Here is a 21691-nt window from a genome sequence, read left to right as displayed (position 1 = left end):
GTTTAAATTAACTATTGAATTGCAATACATCGAATACGGTGATTACCGTAGTCTGCTACATATATGAAATCATCTGGAGATATGGTTACATCATACGGATGATAGAATAAAGCTTCTTCTAATGAGCCATCTTTATATCCTCCTTCCGAATTTCCTATAAATGTACTTACTTTACCCTCTGAATTAATTATACGGATTACATTGTTGTTGGTGTCAGCTATATACATCATGCCTTTGCTATCAAATGCCATACCCTTTGGAGAATCAAACGTGGCCTGTAGACGATCTCCATTGTTGTGACCGGTATGCTCAAATATTCCTGCATATAGCTCAAAGTCTCCGTTTTCTAACGATACTTGGCTGGCATCGAAGCGAAAGATAATATGGGTTTTTCTGGATGAAATATAGACGTGATTATCTTTAGGATTGTATGCAGCATAATAGTCTATCCCACTATAATCTCCAACTAATTCCTCAGGTATTTCTCCTATAATAGCTAGCTTTCCTGTTTTTATGTCTTTTTTGGCGATGGCTCCTGCGTATCCTATATAATAAACGTTTCCTTGTGAATCGACTGCTGCACTGGCAGCTCCGTACTTCATTTCTAGTGTGTTTGGAATAACAGTCTTTATAAAGCTAGAAGTGCAATCCAATTCATTTGCTAATGTACTGGATGATTCTATACCTATATATAAAGTAGAATAATCCGGTGAAAAGTAGCTGCCGAATACATCACCATTTTCAATGAGTGTAGTAACTTTCCTTTCATTTAATGATATCAGTCTTAAACGACGACCATTATATTCGGAATTGAAAATATTTCCCTTATCATCTACAGACAGGTATTCAGGACCTGGAAATGACGCTTCGAGGGCACTTCCGTCATTATCATTGTATTCACCACTTCCTGCTACTGTTGATACAGATGAAGTGACAATGTAATCAAACTTTTCGTTCAGTATGCCTTCTTTATCCTCCACAATTACTTTGACAGTATGTTCTCCACCAGTCTGTCGTGGATTTAATATGTATAAGTGTTCATTCTTTGCTGTGATAACTTGTGCTTGAACATCATCAAAAAGTACTTTGATTTTTGATTTGTCATTACCAAAGTTTTTTCCATGAATTACTAAAGGTAAGGCTACTGCTCCCGTCTTCGGGATAATAGCAGTAACTTCTACAGGATTGTTTGGATTGAATTGTTCTTCAGTGGAATCCGAATCTTTACAAGAGAAACATAATGGAAATAATAAGGAGTAAAGGCAAAATCTTTTAAGTCTTTTCCTTAATGGTGCCTGAATGTGTTCTTTAAGTGCCATAAATTTAAGTTTTATTTGTTGTATGACACAAACATATATAAAATAATTCATTATATATGAATAAGAATGAATTATTTTTTGGAAAACTTATTAGGCTTTATATACGACTGTACATCAACTGTCAAAATATAGGATAAGCAAGTGTATCGTTAGTAATTGTTTGGTGTACTGAACGTTACTATGTAGGTGATGCTATTTTGGGAGTGTCTGCATTTTCTTTTCGGACGGATATGTGGGGATGATGTGAAGTAGATGTAAATTTTATGTTTTCCTTTTGATTTAATTACCCGACCGCTATCAATTAATCTTCCGTATGCATAAAACTAACTCTTCAATCGAATAAATATATTCGTCTGACTATAGTTGAACTTTCGTCTGACTACTGTTGACTTTTCGTCTAACTATAGTCAGACGAAAGAATAACTATAGTCAGACGAATAATTTTATATATAAACGAAATTAGTTGTATGCAAGAGACTGGATAGTTTCTCGCATACAACTAATTAAATCTATTCTTTTACGTATCTTAGATATGTCCGTATTCGAATTCCGGGATATCGCCTTTCGCGGACATTTTAGCAAAATCAATCAGATTGGCCAAGTGGCGGAGCACCAGTTCTTTCATTCCTTCTTTGTCCCTATCTTTTATCTTCTGTAACATTTCCCTATGTTCCGCATGAACCGTTTTTTGAGGAACGGCACAAACTTTGTATTTTTGATAATATTTTAAAATATCAGGAGTAATAATAAGCAGGAGTGAACTGATAACCGGATTATGTCCGCCTTGCGCAATGGCCTGGTGAAAGGCAAAATCTTTTTCGACACGAAGGTCTGTATCAAACTTTTCTTCCAGTTCGACAAGCGTGTTTTCGATATTCTTCAAATCCTCTTCTGTGCGGTTTATTGCGCATAATTTGCAGACCTCTATTTCCAGAAGTACACGTACATAAACCAAGCTTGAAAAATCATATCTGCTGATTTTCAATGCATCGGTAATCATAGTATCCAACTGGTCTTTGGAGAATTCGGATACCACGGTTCCACTCTGAGGATATGTTTTTACAATACCGTATAATTCCAGTTTTTGCAATGCCTCGCGAACATGTGACCGACTGACTTTCAAAAGTTCGGATAATTTACGCTCAGAAGGGAGACGTTCTCCCGGTAAAATCTGACGTTCTGATATTTGTTTTTTTATGTGTTCTATTACATGCTTAACTGGTTGCGAATTGATTTCGTCTTTCATAAGATATAAATATTTTAAAAAGATGACCTTTTCCGTTTCGGCTGTAAAAGTACAAATATTATCTTTCAAAGTAAAGCTTTCTAGTAAAAATATTCTCCTGTCCTTTTATATAGAGGTACGCGTAACGTGTTATTTATAAGCAGTTTATGTCTAATTATTAATAAATATTAATTGGTAGACCAAAATTTTGGTTTACCAATTTTAATCGTTACGTTTGTCACAGAAATTAAAACACTAATCTATGAACAACTCCTGTATTTTTAAAAAAGTCGTGATGATGTTCCTGTTGTTGGTAGGGACATTGAACGTTTACTCCCAGCATGTAGTTACTGGTAAGGTGATAGATGAACAGGGTCCGTTGATTGGAGCTTCGGTGACAGTGAAAGATGCTGCCGTTCCTACCGGTACTGTGACGGACGCTGAAGGTAAATACTCCATTAAAGTTCCTAATTCCAAGACAATTTTGGTTTATTCGTATATCGGTTACGTTGATAAGGCGGAAGCGGTTGGCAAACGCACAGTTGTGAATGTGACGTTGGAAGAAGATTCGAAGATGTTGGATGATGTTGTGGTAATCGGTTACGGTACACAGGCGAAATCTCATTTGACAGGTTCGATTTCAAAGTTGGAAGGCGAGAAGCTGATTAATGCTCCGGTGAGTGATGTCACTACTGCCTTGCAAGGTGCTATGACTGGATTGACGGTTTCTAATGAGACATCGGAAGTGGGTGTGACTCCTTCTATCCGGGTACGCGGTACGGGTTCCATTTCCGCAGATAGTGAACCGTTGGTTATCATAGATGGATTTCCCGTATCCGGTGGTTTGTCGTCTATCAATGCTGCGGATGTGAAGTCTATTGAAATTTTGAAAGATGCGGCTTCGGCTGCTATTTATGGTTCACGTGCTGCCAATGGAGTGATTATGGTGACGACAAAGAGCGGTACGCCGGACAAACCGAAATATTCTTTTAAGTTCTATCAGGGATTTAAATACGCTTATCAGTTGCATGATATGATGACTTCTTCCGAATGGTTGGGCTTATTGGAAGAAGAAGCTGCCTTAGGTGGTCCGAAAGTACCGAGTGCTGCTCGCGGGGCTGCTTATTTGGAAAGCCAGATGGGGACTACCGACTGGCAGAAAGAGGGCTTGCGTGATATGGCAGGTATCACGAATGTGCAGATGAGTGTTTCGGGCGGACGCAAAGAGACGAAATATTTTATTTCAGCGGCCTATACTAAAGACCAGGGGGTGATGCTCAACAATTCACTGGACAAACTGAATTTCCGTACTAAAGTGGATACCAAACTCTCAAAGATAGCTACGGTGGGTGTTAATATATCCGGTACATATAGCAAGACGGAACGTCCGAAAAATAACTTTATTGATTTCTATCGTACTCCCTCTTTTTTACCGGTCTATCACAATGCGTATAGCACAGACCTGACCGGATATACCGGATTTGCAAGAGGTAGCCATTTTAACAATATTATGACACCGACTGCCGTGGATGCCGATGGAAATCCGTTGTTGGATGCCGACGGTAACCGGGTATTGGAAAAATCGTCTCCATTTAGCTCTGCCAATAATAATCCGGCGAGCGTAATGACTAATACTTTCCGTTGGAGCGAGACTATGCAAGGATTGGCCAGCATGTATTTCACGCTTGATCTTTGTAAAGGATTACAGTTTAAGACATCCAACGGCTTGAATGTTCGTTTTGCCCCTTCTTATTATTATGCAAATAAGGACGCTACGAAAGACAAGGAAGCAAGCCGTGCTACTTATTCCAGTGCACTTTATATTGATTTGTTGAGTGAGAATACCTTGAGTTACCATTTGGACTTTGGAAAGAATAAAGACCATAGTCTTGACGCTTTATTGGGATATACTGTAGAAAAGACACGGAATCAGCGGGTGGCTATGGCTGCGACGGGATTTGCTACGGATGACATCCATACTTTGAATGCTGCCACCGTTTACGAGTTGGCTAGTGTGGGTAATGGAAATACGGCGGGTACGGGAACTTTCAGATATCCGGATGTTGTATTGGAATCTTATCTGGGACGTGTCAATTATAGTTATCTGGGGCGCTATTTGTTGTCTACCTCTCTACGTCTGGATCGTTCATCGCTCTTTTCTAAAGGAAACCGTAATGCTTGGTTCCCTTCCGTATCACTGGGTTGGCGCGTGAGTGAAGAGAAATTCATGAAGGGTATCAAGGCTATTTCTAACTTGAAGCTTCGTGCATCGTATGGTGTGACAGGAAATAACCGTATCAGTTATAATGCAGCCCTCGAGGTATTGAACAGTGCGAATTACGTGACCGGCAAAGGTACGGGTTCATTGGTTAATGGTTCTGCGAATATCTCTTCTTCGCTGGCTAATTCTAATATTACATGGGAGCAGACTGATGAGTTTAACTATGGTCTGGATTTGGGACTTTTCAACAACCGTATCAATCTGGCGATAGATGCTTATTATTCAGTGACGCGTGCGTTATTGTTCGAACAACCAACGCAATCGTTTACCGGTTACACACACTATTGGAATAATATAGGAAAAGTCCGTAACTCAGGTTTGGAAATCCAGCTTGATACACATAATATGAAAAGCCGTAAGTTTTCATGGGATACTAATATAAATTTCTCACTTTCGCGTAATAAATTATTGGAGTTAGGCGGTGAACAACAAATGATTTCTTTAGGTGAAAGAAATGAGGGTTATCTTGCTAAAGTGGGTGAGCCGTTGATTCAATTTTATGGATACAAAACGTGTGGTGTATGGAATAGTGCGGAAGAGATTGCAGCTAATCCTCATTTTTCAGACGATGCACCGGGGGGAATACGCATTGTCGATACCAATAATGACGGCTCTTTGACTCCTGAAGACCGGGTTGCGTTGGGCACTCCTTACCCGGATTTCACATGGGGCATCACCAATACTTTCCAAATTAAAGATTTCGACATCTCATTCCTTATTCAGGGTGTACAGGGCATCACAGTGCTTAATGGTGATGTATATTATAATGAAACAAAGAAGTGGAACAAGAAGTACACAAAGAACCGTTGGGTAAGTGCAGAACATCCGGGTGACGGAAAAACGCCTTATCAGAATGTGAAAACGGGACATGACCTCATGCTTACTGATTATCCTTTGCAAAATGCTTCTTATGCTTGTCTGCGTAACTTTACAGTGGGATATACCTTGCCGGCAACTGCTGCCCGTAAGATTAAGTTATCAGGTGTGCGTTTTTATGTGTCGGGCAGTAACTTGCTCTATATTTGGGGAAGTGGCTACAAAGGCATTAATCCGGAGTCGCGTATGACATCCGGTAATTATTCCAGTGCAATGATTTCGGGGTATCAGCGTGGTGGGTTCCCGTTGACTTCTACCATTTCTGCCGGTTTTGATATTAATTTTTAATGGAGGAAAACGATGAAAAAAATAAATTATATAGGATTATTGTTAATCGTCATGGTATTTTCCGCTTGTGATTTGGATCAATATCCTTATTCGGAAGTGGCGGCGGATAAGTATGTGAAGGATGCTTCGTCGGTAAATAATCTGGTGCTGGGTTGTTATAATTCCCTGCATGATGTGATGTATTACGAATGGGCCATGACAGAATTGCGCTCGGATAACGGACGTATGTATGCTGCAGGTTCTTCTTCGAATACTACACGACTGGTGGAACAGCTCGACCAGGGTACTATCGTACCGGAAAACGAATGGGTGGAAACGTATTGGAATGCCTGTTATGCCACAATTGCACGGGTAAACAATGTTATATCTTACCTTGATGTAGTGACGGATGAGACATTGCGGAACCAATATGAGGGAGAAGTACTTTTTCTTCGTTCATTGGAGTATTTCAATCTGGTCCGTTTATGGGGGCCGGTATTTATCGTTACTTCCAAGGTTCCTTCTGAAGTGGCCCGTGATATGCAACGCTCTACGGTGGATGAAGTATATGCGCTTATTGAAGGAGATTTGGAGAATATTGTCAATAATGAACTGTTGCCCGGCAAGATGGCGGACGGTGACTTGGGACGTGCTGACCTGAACGCGGCAAAAGCGTTGCTTGCCAAAGTATATGCTACGCACTACCGGGCGGGTGACGAGAAATATGCCCGTGCCGCCCGACTGTGTAAGGAAGTACTCGAAAGTGAATCTGTGGGAAATCCGCAGTCGGGTAGTGATCTTGTGGCTTATGATAAGGTTTTTGATATTGGCAATGAGATGAATAAGGAGATAATCTTTGCGGTTCGTTACCTTTCGGGAAATGCCGGTATCGGTTCGCCGTTCGGCAATATGTTTGCTCCGGTCAATAATGGTGCAAATGTGATTATCGGTACTTCTTCCGGTTATAATACTCCTACTGACAATATTATTGCAGCTTACGAACAAAGAGGTGCGGGTGCTGATAAACGTCTGGATGTGAATATCGCCCAGAAATATTTCAATACAACTACTCAGACGTGGGTGACGGAAGGTAATTGTCGTTACTGTAAGAAGTATGTAAATCCTGTAACTACACAGTATGATGGCGAAAGTGACTGGCCTGTGATTCGTGTGGCTGATATTGCTTTACTTTATGCTGAATTGACAAATGAAATCTCGGGGCCTTCGGCAGACAATCTGAAGTATTTGAATATGGTTTGTGAACGTGCCGGTGTTTCTACATATACACTGACCGACCTGCCAGGTCTTTATGATTTTAGAAAGGCTGTACGTAATGAGCGCAGGCTTGAACTGGCTTTTGAGAACCAGCGCTGGTTTGATCTTCTTCGTTGGGGTATCGCTACTCAGACAGTAAACAACTACTTGAACAGCGAGCTTCTTTATACGGAATATTCTTATACGGTGAATGATATAGAAGATTGGCAAACATTTCTGCCTATTCCGGTGAGTGTGATTGACATTAATCCAGAGATAGCACAGAATACGGGTTATTAATCTTTTAAATGCTTACGAATATGAAACAATATAGAAAATGGAGTCTGGCATCATTGTTTGTCTGTTTATTCTTTTTGTGTGGTTGTGATTCTACATCGATGAAGGATGTGGCAGTTAGTTCACCGGAAATCCTTTCTTTCTCGCCCGAGAGTGGAAGCATAGGTAGTGAGATTGTTGTTGCCGGAGAATATTTGGATGATGTCGTAAGTGCTACTATCGGTGGTGGAAAAGCTGTTATCCTACAGAAAGTGTCCAACCGGCGTTTGTCTTTGAAAGTGACAAATCAGGCACGCAGTGGTAAAATTGTATTGGTAAATTCGATAGGTGAGGGTGTGTCCGAAGGAGATTTTACCCTTGAATATCCGGCTCCTGTCGTTTCACAGGCGGGAATGCCCTCAGAAGTTGAAATGGGCAATAATTTGTTGCTCTCCGGTAGTTCCATGAATGTGGTGAGTGCTGTTCTTTTCACTGCCAAAGGGGGGACAGAAGGAAATGAGGCAGAGATCATCTCACAAAGTGAGAATGAGATAGTAGTAAAGGTTCCTTATGTGGAAAGCGACAAGGCTATTGTAACATTTAAATATTTTAATGGAACAAAAGAAGTGGAGACGTCAAGTTCGTCCGCACCCAAGTTCACGGTGAAACGTTATCAGCCGGAGGTTACAACTACTGTATTTGAACCAGCCAACGTGGGAGATATGGTAGTGCTGGAGGGAGCATATCTAAATAAGATTGATAAAGTGCTGTTAGGTGATATTGAGTGTACTATTACGTTGCAGACTGAAACTGAATTAAAGTTTGTTGTACCCACATCTGATAGCTTTAAGAACGGTGATAATATAGTACCGTTGAAGATTTCTTATTTTGACGGTCGTGAGACACCGACATTAACGGATGAATTTATTGTAAGGGTGGCTTTTGTATATTATTGGGAGAACAGGACTATTCATGCACAGGCTGGAGAGACTTCTGCATTCTTCTCACCGGAAACAGGACGGGTTTATTCTAATGATGTATGGAGTCAGGAAGTGGATATTATTGCTGCTGCGGGAAAGAATACTTGTAAGACAGCGAATATTCCGGTTGTGTCCGAAACAGACTATAATTCTGTAAATCCTTATTTTTTCATTTCCGGCTCATCTTCTAAATTCAATTTAGCTATCAATAGTCCGGCGAACTCTAACGGACAGTTGAAGAATTTTAAAACTTCCGGTAAAGCTTCCATTACGGAGGGAAGCAGCTATTATGGCACCCCTGCATTATCATTTGCATATTTGGATCCGGAGACTAACCCGGATTGTGCGGAGCTGGTCAATAATGTGAAAGCTGGCAATATCAAAAAGATTGATGAAATAACTTTCCCGCTTGATGTGGAAAAGAAAACATGCGCCGGCATTAAGCCGTCAGTGAGTGCTGCACCTACTACTGATGCTTGGGCAAAAGATAAATTTGAAGCAGGTGTGGAGAAAACTAATGTGACAATTGATGCTGTGTTCCTGGTATTCTATTACAATGTGAAAGGGTATGACAATAAGGCAGCTGATAAGAATCCGGTTAGGGATGTGAAGCGTATAGGGCTGATGTATATCAAGAGTGCTGATTTCAAGATGAAAGAAGGTACGGAAAAAGACCCTTCCGCAAGTTCTATTACCTTTGATATGTACTGGCAGAAACAAGATTACGATTACTCAAAAGTTCAATAATTAATGATGACACGAAATATACATAAGGCAATTATAGCGCTTCTGCTTATCGGGCTACCGTCAGTCTCTTTTGCAAAAAGATACGATGTAGCGCTTCCCGAAGTAGCTTCCTGCTTAAAAACTGCCCAACCGGGCGACCGGATTTACATCAAGGACGGCCTATACAAAGATATGCAGTTGAAATGGATAGGCAAAGGAACGGAGAAATCTCCTATTACGATAGAAGCCCTGAACCCCGGAAAAGTAAAGGTAGAAGGTGGCTCCACCTTGCGGATAGCGGGCGAGTGGCTATCTGTCAGCGGATTGCATTTCACTGACGGATATGCTCCCAAAGGTTCCGTGATAGAATTCCGTAACGGACAAGAACTGGCTAATCACTGTCGTCTGACGAATTGTGTGATAGACAAATTCAATCCGTCCCGCCGGGACCAGGCTTACAGCTATATATTGCTTTATGGTCGTCACAACAGAGTAGACCATTGTTCGTTGACAGGAAAACTTAACTTGGGGGTGACACTGATTGTCATCCTCAACGACGAACGTTGTCTGGAAAATCATCACCGGATTGACCATAACTACTTTGGAGAAAGACCCGTGTATGGCTCGAACGGTGCCGAAACAATGCGTGTAGGAACTTCCCAGCAAGCTTACAGTTCTTCAAATACGGTGATTGAGAATAACTTGTTCGAACGTTGCTCCGGTGAAGTGGAAGTAATTTCTATTAAATCCAGTGATAACATCATCCGCAACAATACGCTGTTGGAATGCGAAGGAGTGGTAGCACTGCGTCACGGTGACCGCAATACTGTGAATGATAACTTGTTTATCGGTAACGGACGTCGTAACACCGGCGGTATCCGTGTCGTCAATGCCGGACATCAGATTTACGATAATGTATTGGTCAGCTTGGCCGGAACCCGTTTCTTCTCAGCTTTGGGAGTTATGGATGCCGTACCCAATTCGTTACCTAATAGATATTGTCAAGTTGTTGATGTCAAGATGTACCGTAACACATTCGTAGATTGCACGAATATAGAATTTGGTACAGGCAAGGATATGGAACGTACTCTTGCACCGGAAAAAGTCTCATTCACGGATAATATCATCATTAATAAAGAACTCGACCAGCCTTATATAGCCGTTGATGACGTAGCGGGCATCCAGTTCAAAGATAACAAAGTGCAATTGGCAAAGAACTACTCGGCTCCGGGATTTACTACGGAAAAAGTAAAAGCTCCCCAGTTGCCCGACGATACTACGATACGTAAGGATAAAGGCGCTTCCTGGTTTAAAAACCAAGTGGCACACCCGGTAGCGAATGTTCATAAGGAATACAATGTGTCTCCGGGAACGAACTTGTCCGAAGTCATTCATTCGGCAGAACCGGGTGGCGTCATTATTTTGGCGAAAGGCACATATCCTATCCAACGTGCTATATTCATTGACAAACCGTTGACTATCCGTGCAGCCGACGCAGCCAACAAGCCGCTTGTCCGTTTCAACGGAGATAAGCCGGATAATATGGTAACTATTGCCGATGGCGGCAAACTGGTCATTGTGAATATAACATTCGATGGCGTATTAGAGCCCGGAAAGGCTTTGGCTAAAGCAGGAATCTCTACCGCTCTTGATATGATACAACCTTATACACTGACAGTAGACGGCTGCGAATTTCAGAACTTCGGAGAAGGCGGATTCTTTGCCATTAAAGGAACAAAAGCTACTTTTGCCGAAAGCGTTACCATCCGCAACTGTCTTTTCCGTGATTTGTCGGGAGATGCTATCAACTATGCAGCAGAGAAAGATGATATAGGCCGCTATAATGCCGACGACATGTTGATTGAAAACTGCTCCTTCTACCGTCTGTTGGGTTTACCTATTAATATTTATCGTGGCGGAAGCGATGAAAGTACGGCAGGCCCTTATATTACTGTCAGACATTGTACCTTTGTAGACTGTTGCAACAAAGAACGTGGAAGTGTCATGCGCCTGATTGGCCCGCAAGTACTGACAGTAGAGAACTGCAATTTTGATAATAGTGGACGCGGCGGGGCAACTATCCGCCTGGATGAGGCGACCTGGGAGAAAGTACACATTGCAAACTGTAATCTGTGGAATTCCGGTAGAATGATGACTACCACTTCCCAGGCAATACAGGGAAAGATGTACAATTTCCGTCCCGCATATATCAATGCCGAAGCATACGATTATACTCCGGTGAAGGGTAGCGAACTGGAAAAACTTTCTATCGGCTTGAACTAGTATTATCAGGCACGGATTACACGGATTTCACGGTTGCTTTATGCCAACCATCAGTCTAAAAACCGTGTAATCCGCGTAATCCGTGCCTGAATTTATTACATAAATTAATTATGAACATATACGTAAGATGAGAAAACTTATTATTTGCATATTCATGGTTTTAGGTGGATGCCTCTTTTCATTTGCCCAACATCCGTCCCTTCTTTTCACACAGGAAGAAGTGAACGAGATGAGGGCAGGAAAGGGGACAGTACCCGCATTCGACAAATCTCTTTCGGAAGTGTTGGCCGCAGCCGATGCAGCAGTAAACTCTCCTGTCTCCGTTCCGGTTCCCGTAGATGGCGGTGGCGGTGTGGTACACGAACAGCATAAATCCAATTACTATGCCATGTTCCATTGTGGAGTTGCCTATCAGTTGACAGGGGATAAGAAATATGCCGCCTACGTGGGCGATATGTTGGAAGCCTATGCTAAACTATACCCTACTTTAGGGTTCCACCCCCTGCTACTTTCCCCCGTTCCGGGACGTCTGTTTTGGCAGACACTGAATGAAAGTGTATGGCTGGTGCATACAGCGGTTGCTTATGACTGTATCTATAACACACTCTCACCCAAACAGCGTGCCACTATCGAGAAGAATCTCTTCGTTCCGATGGCGGACTTCATCATGGACGGTATGGGAGACAACCATGCAAATAACAAGACATTCAATAAAATGCACAACCATGCTACATGGGCTACGGCCGCCGTCGGTATGATTGGCTTTGCGATGAATCGTGAAGATTACGTAAAGAAGGCACTTTACGGTTCTGACGGAACAGGCAAACGGGGCGGCTTTATCCGCCAGATGGATTACCTGTTCTCTCCCGACGGTTACTTCACGGAAGGAGCCTACTATCAACGTTATGCCATCTGGCCTTTCGTCATCTTCGCCCAGTGCATCGAGAACAAACTGCCGGACTTGAAAATCTTCAACTACCGGGATAGCATTCTTTCAAAAGCCCTCTCCACATTGATACAACTTTCTTATGAAGGCGAATTCTTCCATATTAATGATGCCTTGCTGAAAGGGCTTTCCGCACAGGAACTGGTATATGCGGTAGACATATTATATAATGTTAATCCTTCGGACAAATCACTGCTGTCCGTTGCAAATAAGTACCAGCATACTTATCTCCCTACTATCGGCGGTTTTAAAGTAGCCCGTGATATTGCCCGCGGAGAAGCTGCCCCGATTATCTATCGCAGTAGTGTATTCCGTGACGGACGCAAGGGGGATGAAGGCGGCATAGCCGTAATCCGCTCTACAGACTCTAATCTGAATAGCGCATTGACACTGAAAGCTACCTCACACGGCTTGAGCCACGGACATTTTGATAAACTGACAATGGCGTATTACGACAATGGAAACGAGATTCTGCCCGACTACGGCGCTTCCCGCTTCCTGAATATCGAAGCCAAGTACAAAGGTCATTATACCCGTGAAAACCAATCGTTTGCCAAACAGACAATTGCGCATAACACATTGGTAGTAGACGAAACATCCAACTTTGCCGGAGACATGAAAATCTCTTCGCACTATCATTCGGACATCATCTACCATGATTTCAACGGCGGACATTTTCAGGTAATGGTGGCGAAGGACACCAATGCCTATCCCGGAATAGAGATGAAACGTACACTGGCTTACGTGGCTACCCCTTTCCTGCAATTTCCGCTAATCCTGGATGTGCTGCAAGCAAATGCGGACAAAGAGCACCAATACGATTACCCTATCTGGTATAACGGACACTTCGTTTCCTTGAACTTCCCTTACGCCAAAGCAACTAACGAACTGAAAACTCTTGGCACAAAGGACGGCTATCAGCATCTCTGGCTGGAAGCCTGGGGACAGAACAAGAACCGGAATACATCGAGCTTCACCTTCGTTAATAAGAACCGTTTCTATACTGTCAGTACAGCCACTACTCCGCAGACAGAGATGAAGATGCTTCGTCTGGGAGCCAATGACCCTGATTTCAACTTGAGAAACGAAACCGCTTTCCTGATAAGGGAAAAAGCACGGAAGAACCATACATTCGCCACTTCCATCGAAACGCATGGAGAATATGATGTGGTAATGGAAACTTCCAGTAACCTGACCTCATCTTGCGAAGAGGTGAAAGTCGTGATGGATACGGCTTCCTATACAGTGGTGAAAGCAACCTATAAAGGCGGGCATTCCGTAATGCTTTGCTTAAGCAACACCGATACCGACAGAGAGAAAGGGCACCGCCTGACGGTCGAAGGCACTATGTATGCCTGGAACGGTCGTTGCGGAGTATTTATGAAATAAACAAACCATTAATAGACAAAAGTATGAAAACATGTAGTGAAACTTATCAGTTTGAGAAAGATTTGAAGTGGGAAAATCCTGCTCCGGGTGTAAATCGCCAGATTATGGCGTATGACGGTCAGTTGATGATGGTCAAAGTAAAATTTGACAAAGGTGCGGTAGGTAGTATGCATGAGCACTACCACAGCCAGGCGACTTACGTAGTAAGCGGCAAGTTTGAACTGACCATCGGCGATAAGAAAGAAATCCTTTCTGCCGGAGACGGCTACTATGTAGCGCCCGACGAGCTGCACGGTTGTGTTTGCCTTGAAGCCGGTATATTGATTGATACGTTCAGCCCTGTGCGTGCAGATTTCTTAAACCTGTAAATGTATGAAGGTAAAAGGACTCCGATGGATGGTTATCGGGTTAATCATGCTGATAACCATTATCAACTACCTGGATAGAGGTACGCTCAACTATATGTGGGTGGCTAATATCGACTATCGCCTGGTTCCCGAAGCGGATGCGTCGGCAGATAAAGGTAATCATGCTGTCCTGGCAGGAGAGCAGTATATCTTGACAGCCGCCAACGGCAACCGGGATTCTGTCAGCGTAGCCAACGTACAGATGAAGGAGAAAAACGGCGTTACGTTCGTAACCAATCGCGAAGGTATCGCTATCGACCTCGGCTTGATAGACCGCAACGACCCGGATGCTTCGCAGAAAGCGAAAGATATTCTCGGTCTGATAACTATCTTCTTTATGATAGCATACGGTATCAGCCAGCTCGTCTCCGGGAAACTGTACGACAAGATTGGATGCCGGAAAGGTTTCTTCTGGAGCGTGCTCGTCTGGGGGGCAGCGGATGCATTGGCATCCCTTTCACGGGGAATCTTCTCGCTGACCTTCTTCCGGATGATGCTCGGATTGGGGGAAGCCGGTCCGTGGCCCGGTACGACGAAAAGTAACGCCGAATGGTTTCCGCAGAAAGAACGCGCTTTCGCACAGGGTTTGTTCGGGGCGGCAGCATCCATCGGTTCAATCCTTGCACCGATTATCATCCTGATGCTGTTCATTGCTTTCGGCTGGAAACTGACTTTTATTGTAGTCGGCGGATTGGGACTGATTTGGTTGATTCCCTGGTTGATTATCAATAAGGAAGGGCCGAAGAAGCATCCTTGGATTACAGAAGAAGAACGTACTTATATCCTGAGCGGTCAACCCGAACAGGAACTGAAAACCGAGGATAAAGGAAAAAGCTGGGGCGAACTGCTTCGGGTAAGAAAGAACTGGTCTGTCATTTTGGGACGGTTCTTCCTCGACCCTATCTGGTGGATGTTCGTGACATTCCTGCCGTTATATCTGGCAGATGTGTTCCACTTGAATATCAAAGAGGTGGCATTCTCCGCTTGGGTTCCGTATGTAGGTGCGGCATTGGGAAGCATTGCCGGCGGCTGGTATTCCGGTTGGCTGATAAACCGGGGACATACGGTGAACTATGCCCGCAAGGCGGCAATGCTGATTGGCGGGATTATCATCATCCCGTCCATCCTGGCGGCTATCATGTCTACTACGGCTCCGGTTGCTATTGTCTTCATGGCATTGGTACTGGGTGGATTCCAGTTCTTCATGACGAACTTGCAGACTATCCCGAGCGACCTGCACAGTGGCAAGTCTGTCGGCTCGCTGGCAGGACTGGGCGGTGCTTCGGCCGTATTGGGTACTATCCTGGCAATCCTTTTTGCCAGTTATATTACGAATTGGATATTATTATTCAGCTTGTTGGGAGCTTTGGTGCCGCTATCGTTGTGCTCCATCTTCCTGACAGTAGGAGAGATTAAACAAATAGAAAAATAAACGTATTTTAAAAACAAGACAATTATGAAATTAGAAGGAAAAGTAGCTATCGTAACAGGTGGCGCACGCGACCTTGGCCGCGCAATATCAGTGAAATTGGCAGCAGAAGGTGCAAAAGTTTGCCTGAACTATTTCGACAATGAAGCCGATGCACAGGAAACATTGGCACTGATTAAAAACGTCGGTGGCGAAGCAATCGCTGTTCAGGGCGATATGACAAAAGCTGCTGCGGTAAAGAATCTTTTTGCAGAGTGCAACAAGGCATTTGGCGACAAGGTAGATGTATTGGTGAATGTAGTGGGCGGCATCGTAGGCCGTAAGAAAATCACCGAACAGGACGAAGACTGGTATGACTTCCTGATGGATGTCAATATGCGTTCCGTATTCCTCTGTACCCGTGAAGTGGTTCCGATGATGCCGGCGGGCGGCTCTATCGTCAACTTCTCTTCATTGGCTGCCCGCGACGGCGGTGGCAACGGAGCTTCCATGTATGCAACCGCGAAAGGTGCGGTAATGACATTTACCCGTTCTATGGCAAAGGAACTCGGCCCTCAGGGAATCCGTTGCAATGCTATCTGCCCGGGTACGATTGCCACTTCTTTCCACGACCGTTTCAATACGCCTGAAAACCGCGAACGTATGAAAGGCTCTTACGCATTGCGCCGTGAAGGAACTGCCGATGAAGTTGCCGACCTGGTTTGCTTCCTCGCTTGCTCCGAATCTTCTTACCTGACAGGTACGAACATTGATATCAACGGTGGTTGTTTCTTCTCTTAAAGAAGAAATCTGATACCGTCATTCCGAACGTAGTGAAGAATCTGCCCTTTTGCAGATACAAAGAGCAGATTCTCCGCTTCGCTCCGAATGACATACTTACTTACTTTAAAGAAAATAGTTATGAGACGAATCTTTACTATATGGGCTGTATGCCTCTGTTGGGGAATACTGAATGCCGCTCCCTTAGGCCCGTTTAATGCGACATTGCTTGAACAGCTAAAAAACGACTATCAGAAAGGTGACAAAGAAGTTACCCGCTACATTGAACTTCAGGAAAAGGTGGCAGAGAAATATATAAAGATGACTCCTCTATCGGTGACTGCCAAGAAAAAACTTCCCCCCAGCAAAGACCCCAGGGATTATATGACTTTATCTCCTTACTGGTGGCCTGATTCTACCAAGACCGACGGACTTCCTTATATCCGTAAAGACGGTGAACGCAATCCCGAAGTCTACGAATACCCCGAACGTGAGAATGCCAACCGTTTCGGTGATGCCGCTTACTGCCTGGGAGTACTCTATTATATCACAGGAAAAGAAGTCTACGCCAAAGCATGCGCCAATCACTTGCGGACATGGTTCACAGACCCGAAACTGGGTATGAACCCGAATATGACTTACGCCCAAGCCGTGCCGGGCATGAAAAATATGAGAGGTTCGGGCTTCATTGACTCGCATCGTTTCAGCCGTGCATTGGGTGTCGCCAAACTGATAGAAGGCTCGAAAAGCTGGACTCCCTCGGATAAGAAAAAACTCGATGATTGGGCGACCGCCTTCTGCTACTGGATGGAGAACAGCACGCAAGGACAAAGAGAATCCCATGCCGCCAACAATCATGGCTTGTGGTACGAAGCCATCCACTTGATGGTATTGGCTTACTTGGACCGTACCGACCGTATCCGCGAAGTGGCGGAACAAAGTATTCTCCCCAAGATGGGTGCACAGATTGCCGACGACGGCTCGTTACCCCAGGAATTGAAACGAACTCTCTCCCTGCATTATTCCACTTTCGCTCTGGAAGCCTTGATGGAAGCCAACCAAATCACCAGTCAGATAGGTATCAACCTATGGAGCACTCCTGCTTCCAACGGAAAAGTGGCTTCGCAGGCAGTAGATTATCTGTATCCGTTTTATCTGAATCCCGAAAGTTGGAAGTTCAAACAGATTAAACCTTTCGACCAGTCCCGCGCCGCCATTCTCCTTTATGAAGCGGGAACGGCATTGGGTAATCAGAAGTATGTCGATACGGCAAAGCGCATCGGTTTGAAATACAGTACGTCCGATGTGGAAACAATACCGTATCTGGTTTTAAAGAAGAAATAAAATTTGAAGAAGAAATAAGATTATCTTCACCTAATATAAAGTGATAACATGAAACTGAAACTGATTTTTTGTTTGGGTATACTGCCGCTTCTCTGCCTTGCACAAGAAGCGCAACCACAGCAGTTCTCCAACCGCTATGGCATGAAGATGACGCGGAACGACGACGGTTCATACGCCTTGCTGTATGCAAAGAAATACGCAAAGTTTATTGACGTGAATACCATTCCCGATGTGATGGTTCCCTATACCTATCAGGCAGACCGCTTGAAAAGCAAGGATTATAAAGGGGTGACTACAAAGGACATCGTCTACAAGAAACATAAGGATTACGAACTGATACTCACGGTAGACTTTGCTGAGACAGAGAAGCCTGCCCCGTTTGTTGTTTATATTCACGGTGGCGGATGGGCGCGCGGTAATAACGGTTCGTCCCGGTCTTTATCCCAATACTTGGCGAAACAGAAAGGCATAACAGGCGTACGTGTCTCTTATACATTGGCACCTCAATCCGATGCAACGGTGAAAGTCTCTATTCAGGATATTCTGGACGCAGTGAAGTATGTACAGGAACATGCCGCAGAACTGAACATTAACCCTGACCGCTTCGGCTTCCTGGGTACTTCTGCCGGTGCGCACTTGGCGGCAGTAGCTGCGATGACTGTCCCCGGTACAAAGGCTTTCGTAGGCTATTCCGGTATTTATGACCTGGAAAAAGCTGCCATCACTATGAAAACAAAAGACCCCCAGCGTATCGCATACTTCTGTGACAGGGAGCCGAAAGTGCTTCGTGAAGCCTCTCCCATAAATCTGATTCCGAAGAAGAACGTTCCCGCTTCCATGTTGGTATGTGGCACGTGTGATGTTACGGTAGAGTGTGAACAGAGTGAAATGTTCGCGTCTGCTTTAAAGAAAAGAGGTGGAGTCTGCGACTTGTTGAAGTATGAATTCTATGACCATAACGTAAGTTCGAAGACTTCGGACAAGATGGAAGAGATTTTTTTCAAGTCGGTAGATTTCCTGACCAACCATATTAAATAAATCCAAATGAGAAAAGGAATCCTATTTTTAGCCCTTTTTGCCTTTATCGCCTGCTCCAATAGTTCGTCGGAAGTGATAGATGAGAAAGAACAGCCGAAACCGGAAGGACCGAAACCGGAACAACCGGTGGATGGCACATTAACCGCTGACGGTAATAGTGCAAAAACGTATGACTTGATTAAACGTTCAGGCTATAACCATGAAGCTCCCGACTCCTCGTGCGAACATAAGACAGAGCACTTCCAACATATTCAGCAGGTACATGACAACCAGCTAAATAAGTACGTATTTGCTTTCTTTATTCATGCCGAGATAGACGACGACCGCGGACTGACAAACATCACCGACCGCCAGCGTAATGAGATAAAGACGGATAATAAGTCTCCGAAAAGCCTTGTCGGGCAAAAGGGAGAGACTATGGTGTTTCGCTGGAAATTCTGTTTGCCGGCAGGATTCCAGACGACAACCAAATTTTCCCATCTCCACCAGTTGAAGGGTATTGATAATTCATCGGGCACGGCAGACGTCAGTTCCCCGCTTATCACCCTGACTGCTTATTCCAACAGCGGCAGTAAAGGCGGTCAACAACTGCGTGTACGTTATGACAAACGTGGCGGAAGCACTACTACCCTTGCCAGTACAGACCTTGCCGGCTTCCTCGGCAACTGGGTAGAAGTAGAAGAAAAAGCCTGTTTCGGTGAAAACGGTTCGTATGAAGTAGTCATCACACGCATAAAAGACGGAAAAGTTCTCTTGAAATTCGGCCCTGAAAAAATGGATATGTGGCGCACGGACTGTACGGGACTTCGTCCCAAATGGGGTATCTACCGCTATCTGGGCGAAAACCGGAGTTGGCAAGACCAGTTGCGTGACGAAGAAATCCGTTTTGCCGATTTCTCCATCAAGAAGCTTTAGAGAGGGATTTTAAAGAAAACCTTAGAAAAGGACAGACGGTTAGTTTTGTCTATTATGGTGGTCTCCTGTCCGGGATATACTTTGCGGGTATATTTTCGGGTGGGAGATTGTCGTTTAGAATGTTTCTATAAGCATCATCTTTTTCATCAAAGCAAAAAAAGTATAGAAAGTCTTCCCTAAATAATATATTTAAGTAACTTTGCTTCATCTCGAATTCACGTTGAACTTTAAGTTGTTATACTATTGGAATGGGAAAAAGTGCAGATTGGATGAAGGAAGAGAGGTTTAAATCCTTCTTTACTCAATACTACAAAGAGCTCTATTATTTCGCCTGTGGATATGTGAAAGATACATGCATTGTAGAAGATATCGTCAGCGAGTCTTTCGTCAAGTTGTGGGCAAATATGGAGAATATCCAGGAATTTGCTGTGAGAAGATATTTACTGCAAACAGTGAAAAATGCCTGCATTGACTATCTGCGCACTCAGAAAGAATTTTTCCCGGTGGAAGAATGTTACACGTTGGCAGATTTGGATGAGAATCCGTTAGACTATCTTATCTCCCAAGAAGATGAATCCCGTATCATTACTGCCATAAAAGAACTTCCACAACGCTATCAGGAAACTTTAAAGCTCCGAAGTTTTGAAAAACTCAAATATAGTGAGATTGCCCAAAAGATGAATATATCCGTAAATACGGTGAAATCCAATCTGCGTGAAGCCATCCTTATTTTAAGGAAAAAACTGGGAATCTTGCTAATCTTTATTTTTTTTCAGATTTAGACCCACCCTTTTTCTAACCAACATCGTCTTTAATATATATGCAGGAAAATAATAACATAAATAGGATAAATGAACTGATATCTTCTTTCTTTGAAAAAGGATTATCAGAAAAGGAACGGACTGAACTGAAAAAGATACTGGAAAATCCGGAGAATAAACGCTATTTCAGGGAAGCCTATACCATCGAACTGGTCGCAAGGAATATGAAACTTGATGATTATATGGATTCTGCCTACGACAGGGTGATGGATACTATCAAGGGACAATCTCATGCCCGCCCTGTGCAAAAGAGAAGGTATTTGTTGGTGTGGAAGAATATTGCTGCAGTCATCTTGTTCACAGTATCTTGCTGGGCTGCTTATGAATGGGGAAGTCGTACTGATAGTCTTATAGACGGGATGACTGAAGTAAATGCCCCTTTAGGTTCCAAGTCCGTTTTAAGTCTGCCGGATGGTTCTGTTGTGACATTGAATTCGGGTAGTAGCATCGCATACGCCAAATCTTTCGGAACTGAAGTGCGGAAGATTGAACTGCACGGCGAAGCTTTCCTGGAAGTACAGAAAGATAAGAAGCCATTTATCGTTTCTGCCAAAGGAACGGAGATAACAGTACTGGGAACCAGCTTCAATGTGAAAGCATATGATGACGAGGATATTGTAGAAACGACGCTGGTTAAAGGCTCTGTGAAAGTGAAGCCTGATACGGGCCGGGAAATTCCTGAAGTCTACCTGAAACCGAACGAAACCGTCCTGATTTGTAAGAAAAATAAGGATGATATACAGGTAGAACTTAAGAAAGATGTGAATACCCTGTTATACACATCCTGGAAAGACCCTAAATGGATAATTCAGAAGGAGACATTAGAAAGTATAGTCAAGAAACTGGAACGCAAGTATAAAGTGGAGATAAGTATCCAGGACGAACAGTTGAAACACTATAAGTTTACCGGAATCCTGATGGATGAAACGATACAGCAAACACTCGACTTGATGAGGGATACGGCTCCTATTGACTATTGCTGGGAACAGGGAGTGATTAAGATTAGAATAGATAAGCAGCGAAGTAGGGACTTTGAAAAGATAATGAGCAATTGACCTTAAAATGTTTAACTTTATAAATTAATATGACGCCTATGAGACACATCTGACCGAGAAAAATGCAAGGTCGAAGAAAATGGTAGTTCCTTCGACCTTAA

The 21691-nt window shown here is 43.6% G+C and carries 15 protein-coding genes; 13 read left to right on the top strand and 2 right to left on the bottom strand.

The window, feature by feature from the left end:
- Nucleotides 1-11 precede the first annotated feature (11 nt).
- Together BacF7301_RS04435 and BacF7301_RS04430 are read right to left on the bottom strand one after the other, a co-directional pair.
- Nucleotides 12-1319, bottom strand: coding sequence for an NHL domain-containing protein (locus tag BacF7301_RS04435; protein ID WP_167960601.1), 1308 nt, complete (start codon nt 1317-1319; stop codon nt 12-14).
- 526 nt (nt 1320-1845) lie between these two features.
- Nucleotides 1846-2565 (bottom strand): FadR/GntR family transcriptional regulator, encoded by a 720-nt coding sequence (locus BacF7301_RS04430; RefSeq protein WP_167960599.1) that lies wholly within the window; start codon nt 2563-2565, stop codon nt 1846-1848.
- Nucleotides 2566-2806: 241 nt separating this feature from the next.
- Between BacF7301_RS04430 and BacF7301_RS04425 the strand changes: the two genes are divergently transcribed.
- The 13 genes from BacF7301_RS04425 (at nt 2807) to BacF7301_RS04365 (ending at nt 21590) form a co-directional block, all read left to right on the top strand.
- Nucleotides 2807-5989 (top strand): SusC/RagA family TonB-linked outer membrane protein, encoded by a 3183-nt coding sequence (locus BacF7301_RS04425; protein WP_167960597.1) that lies wholly within the window; start codon nt 2807-2809, stop codon nt 5987-5989.
- A 12-nt stretch (nt 5990-6001) separates the two neighbouring features.
- Entirely contained in the window at nt 6002-7522 is a 1521-nt protein-coding gene (locus BacF7301_RS04420) for a RagB/SusD family nutrient uptake outer membrane protein (RefSeq protein ID WP_087318735.1), read from the top strand.
- A gap of 20 nt (nt 7523-7542) precedes the next feature.
- A complete protein-coding gene (locus tag BacF7301_RS04415) occupies nt 7543-9225 on the top strand; it encodes an IPT/TIG domain-containing protein (protein ID WP_167960595.1) in 1683 nt (560 codons plus the stop codon).
- Between the two features lie 3 nt (nt 9226-9228).
- Complete coding sequence (locus BacF7301_RS04410) at nt 9229-11487, top strand: chondroitinase-B domain-containing protein (protein WP_167960593.1); 2259 nt, start codon at nt 9229-9231, stop codon at nt 11485-11487.
- A 127-nt stretch (nt 11488-11614) separates the two neighbouring features.
- Nucleotides 11615-13822, top strand: a complete 2208-nt coding sequence (locus tag BacF7301_RS04405) for a heparinase II/III domain-containing protein (protein ID WP_167960591.1) — start codon at nt 11615-11617, stop codon at nt 13820-13822.
- 23 nt (nt 13823-13845) lie between these two features.
- Nucleotides 13846-14190, top strand: a complete 345-nt coding sequence (locus tag BacF7301_RS04400; protein ID WP_008641351.1) for a cupin domain-containing protein — start codon at nt 13846-13848, stop codon at nt 14188-14190.
- A gap of 4 nt (nt 14191-14194) precedes the next feature.
- Nucleotides 14195-15661 (top strand): MFS transporter, encoded by a 1467-nt coding sequence (locus tag BacF7301_RS04395; protein ID WP_167960589.1) that lies wholly within the window; start codon nt 14195-14197, stop codon nt 15659-15661.
- A gap of 24 nt (nt 15662-15685) precedes the next feature.
- A complete protein-coding gene (locus BacF7301_RS04390) occupies nt 15686-16438 on the top strand; it encodes an SDR family NAD(P)-dependent oxidoreductase (protein WP_167960587.1) in 753 nt (250 codons plus the stop codon).
- Between the two features lie 120 nt (nt 16439-16558).
- On the top strand, nt 16559-17761 hold the full coding sequence (locus BacF7301_RS04385) for an alginate lyase family protein (RefSeq protein ID WP_167960585.1): 1203 nt from the start codon (nt 16559-16561) through the stop codon (nt 17759-17761).
- A gap of 48 nt (nt 17762-17809) precedes the next feature.
- The gene (locus tag BacF7301_RS04380; RefSeq protein ID WP_167960583.1) at nt 17810-18799 is read left to right on the top strand and encodes an alpha/beta hydrolase; all 990 of its coding nucleotides are present in this window, start codon (nt 17810-17812) and stop codon (nt 18797-18799) included.
- A 6-nt stretch (nt 18800-18805) separates the two neighbouring features.
- The gene (locus tag BacF7301_RS04375; RefSeq protein ID WP_167960581.1) at nt 18806-19714 is read left to right on the top strand and encodes a polysaccharide lyase family protein; all 909 of its coding nucleotides are present in this window, start codon (nt 18806-18808) and stop codon (nt 19712-19714) included.
- Between the two features lie 248 nt (nt 19715-19962).
- Entirely contained in the window at nt 19963-20496 is a 534-nt protein-coding gene (locus BacF7301_RS04370) for an RNA polymerase sigma factor (RefSeq protein WP_083589253.1), read from the top strand.
- Nucleotides 20497-20534: 38 nt separating this feature from the next.
- A complete protein-coding gene (locus BacF7301_RS04365; RefSeq protein WP_167960579.1) occupies nt 20535-21590 on the top strand; it encodes a FecR family protein in 1056 nt (351 codons plus the stop codon).
- The last annotated feature ends 101 nt before the right edge of the window (nt 21591-21691 follow it).

The organism is Bacteroides faecium (assembly GCF_012113595.1).
GTDB lineage: Bacteria > Bacteroidota > Bacteroidia > Bacteroidales > Bacteroidaceae > Bacteroides > Bacteroides faecium.
Note: the sequence above shows the minus strand (reverse complement) of the source record. Positions and strands in the feature narration are given on the sequence as shown.

Coding starts and splice junctions, on each gene's coding strand:
- BacF7301_RS04415 (WP_167960595.1), top strand. CDS start 7,543: ATGAAACAATATAGAAAATGGAGTCTGGCATCATTGTTTGTCTGTTTA.
- BacF7301_RS04425 (WP_167960597.1), top strand. CDS start 2,807: ATGAACAACTCCTGTATTTTTAAAAAAGTCGTGATGATGTTCCTGTTG.
- BacF7301_RS04420 (WP_087318735.1), top strand. CDS start 6,002: ATGAAAAAAATAAATTATATAGGATTATTGTTAATCGTCATGGTATTT.
- BacF7301_RS04410 (WP_167960593.1), top strand. CDS start 9,229: ATGATGACACGAAATATACATAAGGCAATTATAGCGCTTCTGCTTATC.
- BacF7301_RS04365 (WP_167960579.1), top strand. CDS start 20,535: ATGCAGGAAAATAATAACATAAATAGGATAAATGAACTGATATCTTCT.
- BacF7301_RS04370 (WP_083589253.1), top strand. CDS start 19,963: ATGGGAAAAAGTGCAGATTGGATGAAGGAAGAGAGGTTTAAATCCTTC.
- BacF7301_RS04400 (WP_008641351.1), top strand. CDS start 13,846: ATGAAAACATGTAGTGAAACTTATCAGTTTGAGAAAGATTTGAAGTGG.
- BacF7301_RS04380 (WP_167960583.1), top strand. CDS start 17,810: ATGAAACTGAAACTGATTTTTTGTTTGGGTATACTGCCGCTTCTCTGC.
- BacF7301_RS04430 (WP_167960599.1), bottom strand. CDS start 2,565: ATGAAAGACGAAATCAATTCGCAACCAGTTAAGCATGTAATAGAACAC.
- BacF7301_RS04390 (WP_167960587.1), top strand. CDS start 15,686: ATGAAATTAGAAGGAAAAGTAGCTATCGTAACAGGTGGCGCACGCGAC.
- BacF7301_RS04405 (WP_167960591.1), top strand. CDS start 11,615: ATGAGAAAACTTATTATTTGCATATTCATGGTTTTAGGTGGATGCCTC.
- BacF7301_RS04435 (WP_167960601.1), bottom strand. CDS start 1,319: ATGGCACTTAAAGAACACATTCAGGCACCATTAAGGAAAAGACTTAAA.
- BacF7301_RS04375 (WP_167960581.1), top strand. CDS start 18,806: ATGAGAAAAGGAATCCTATTTTTAGCCCTTTTTGCCTTTATCGCCTGC.
- BacF7301_RS04385 (WP_167960585.1), top strand. CDS start 16,559: ATGAGACGAATCTTTACTATATGGGCTGTATGCCTCTGTTGGGGAATA.
- BacF7301_RS04395 (WP_167960589.1), top strand. CDS start 14,195: ATGAAGGTAAAAGGACTCCGATGGATGGTTATCGGGTTAATCATGCTG.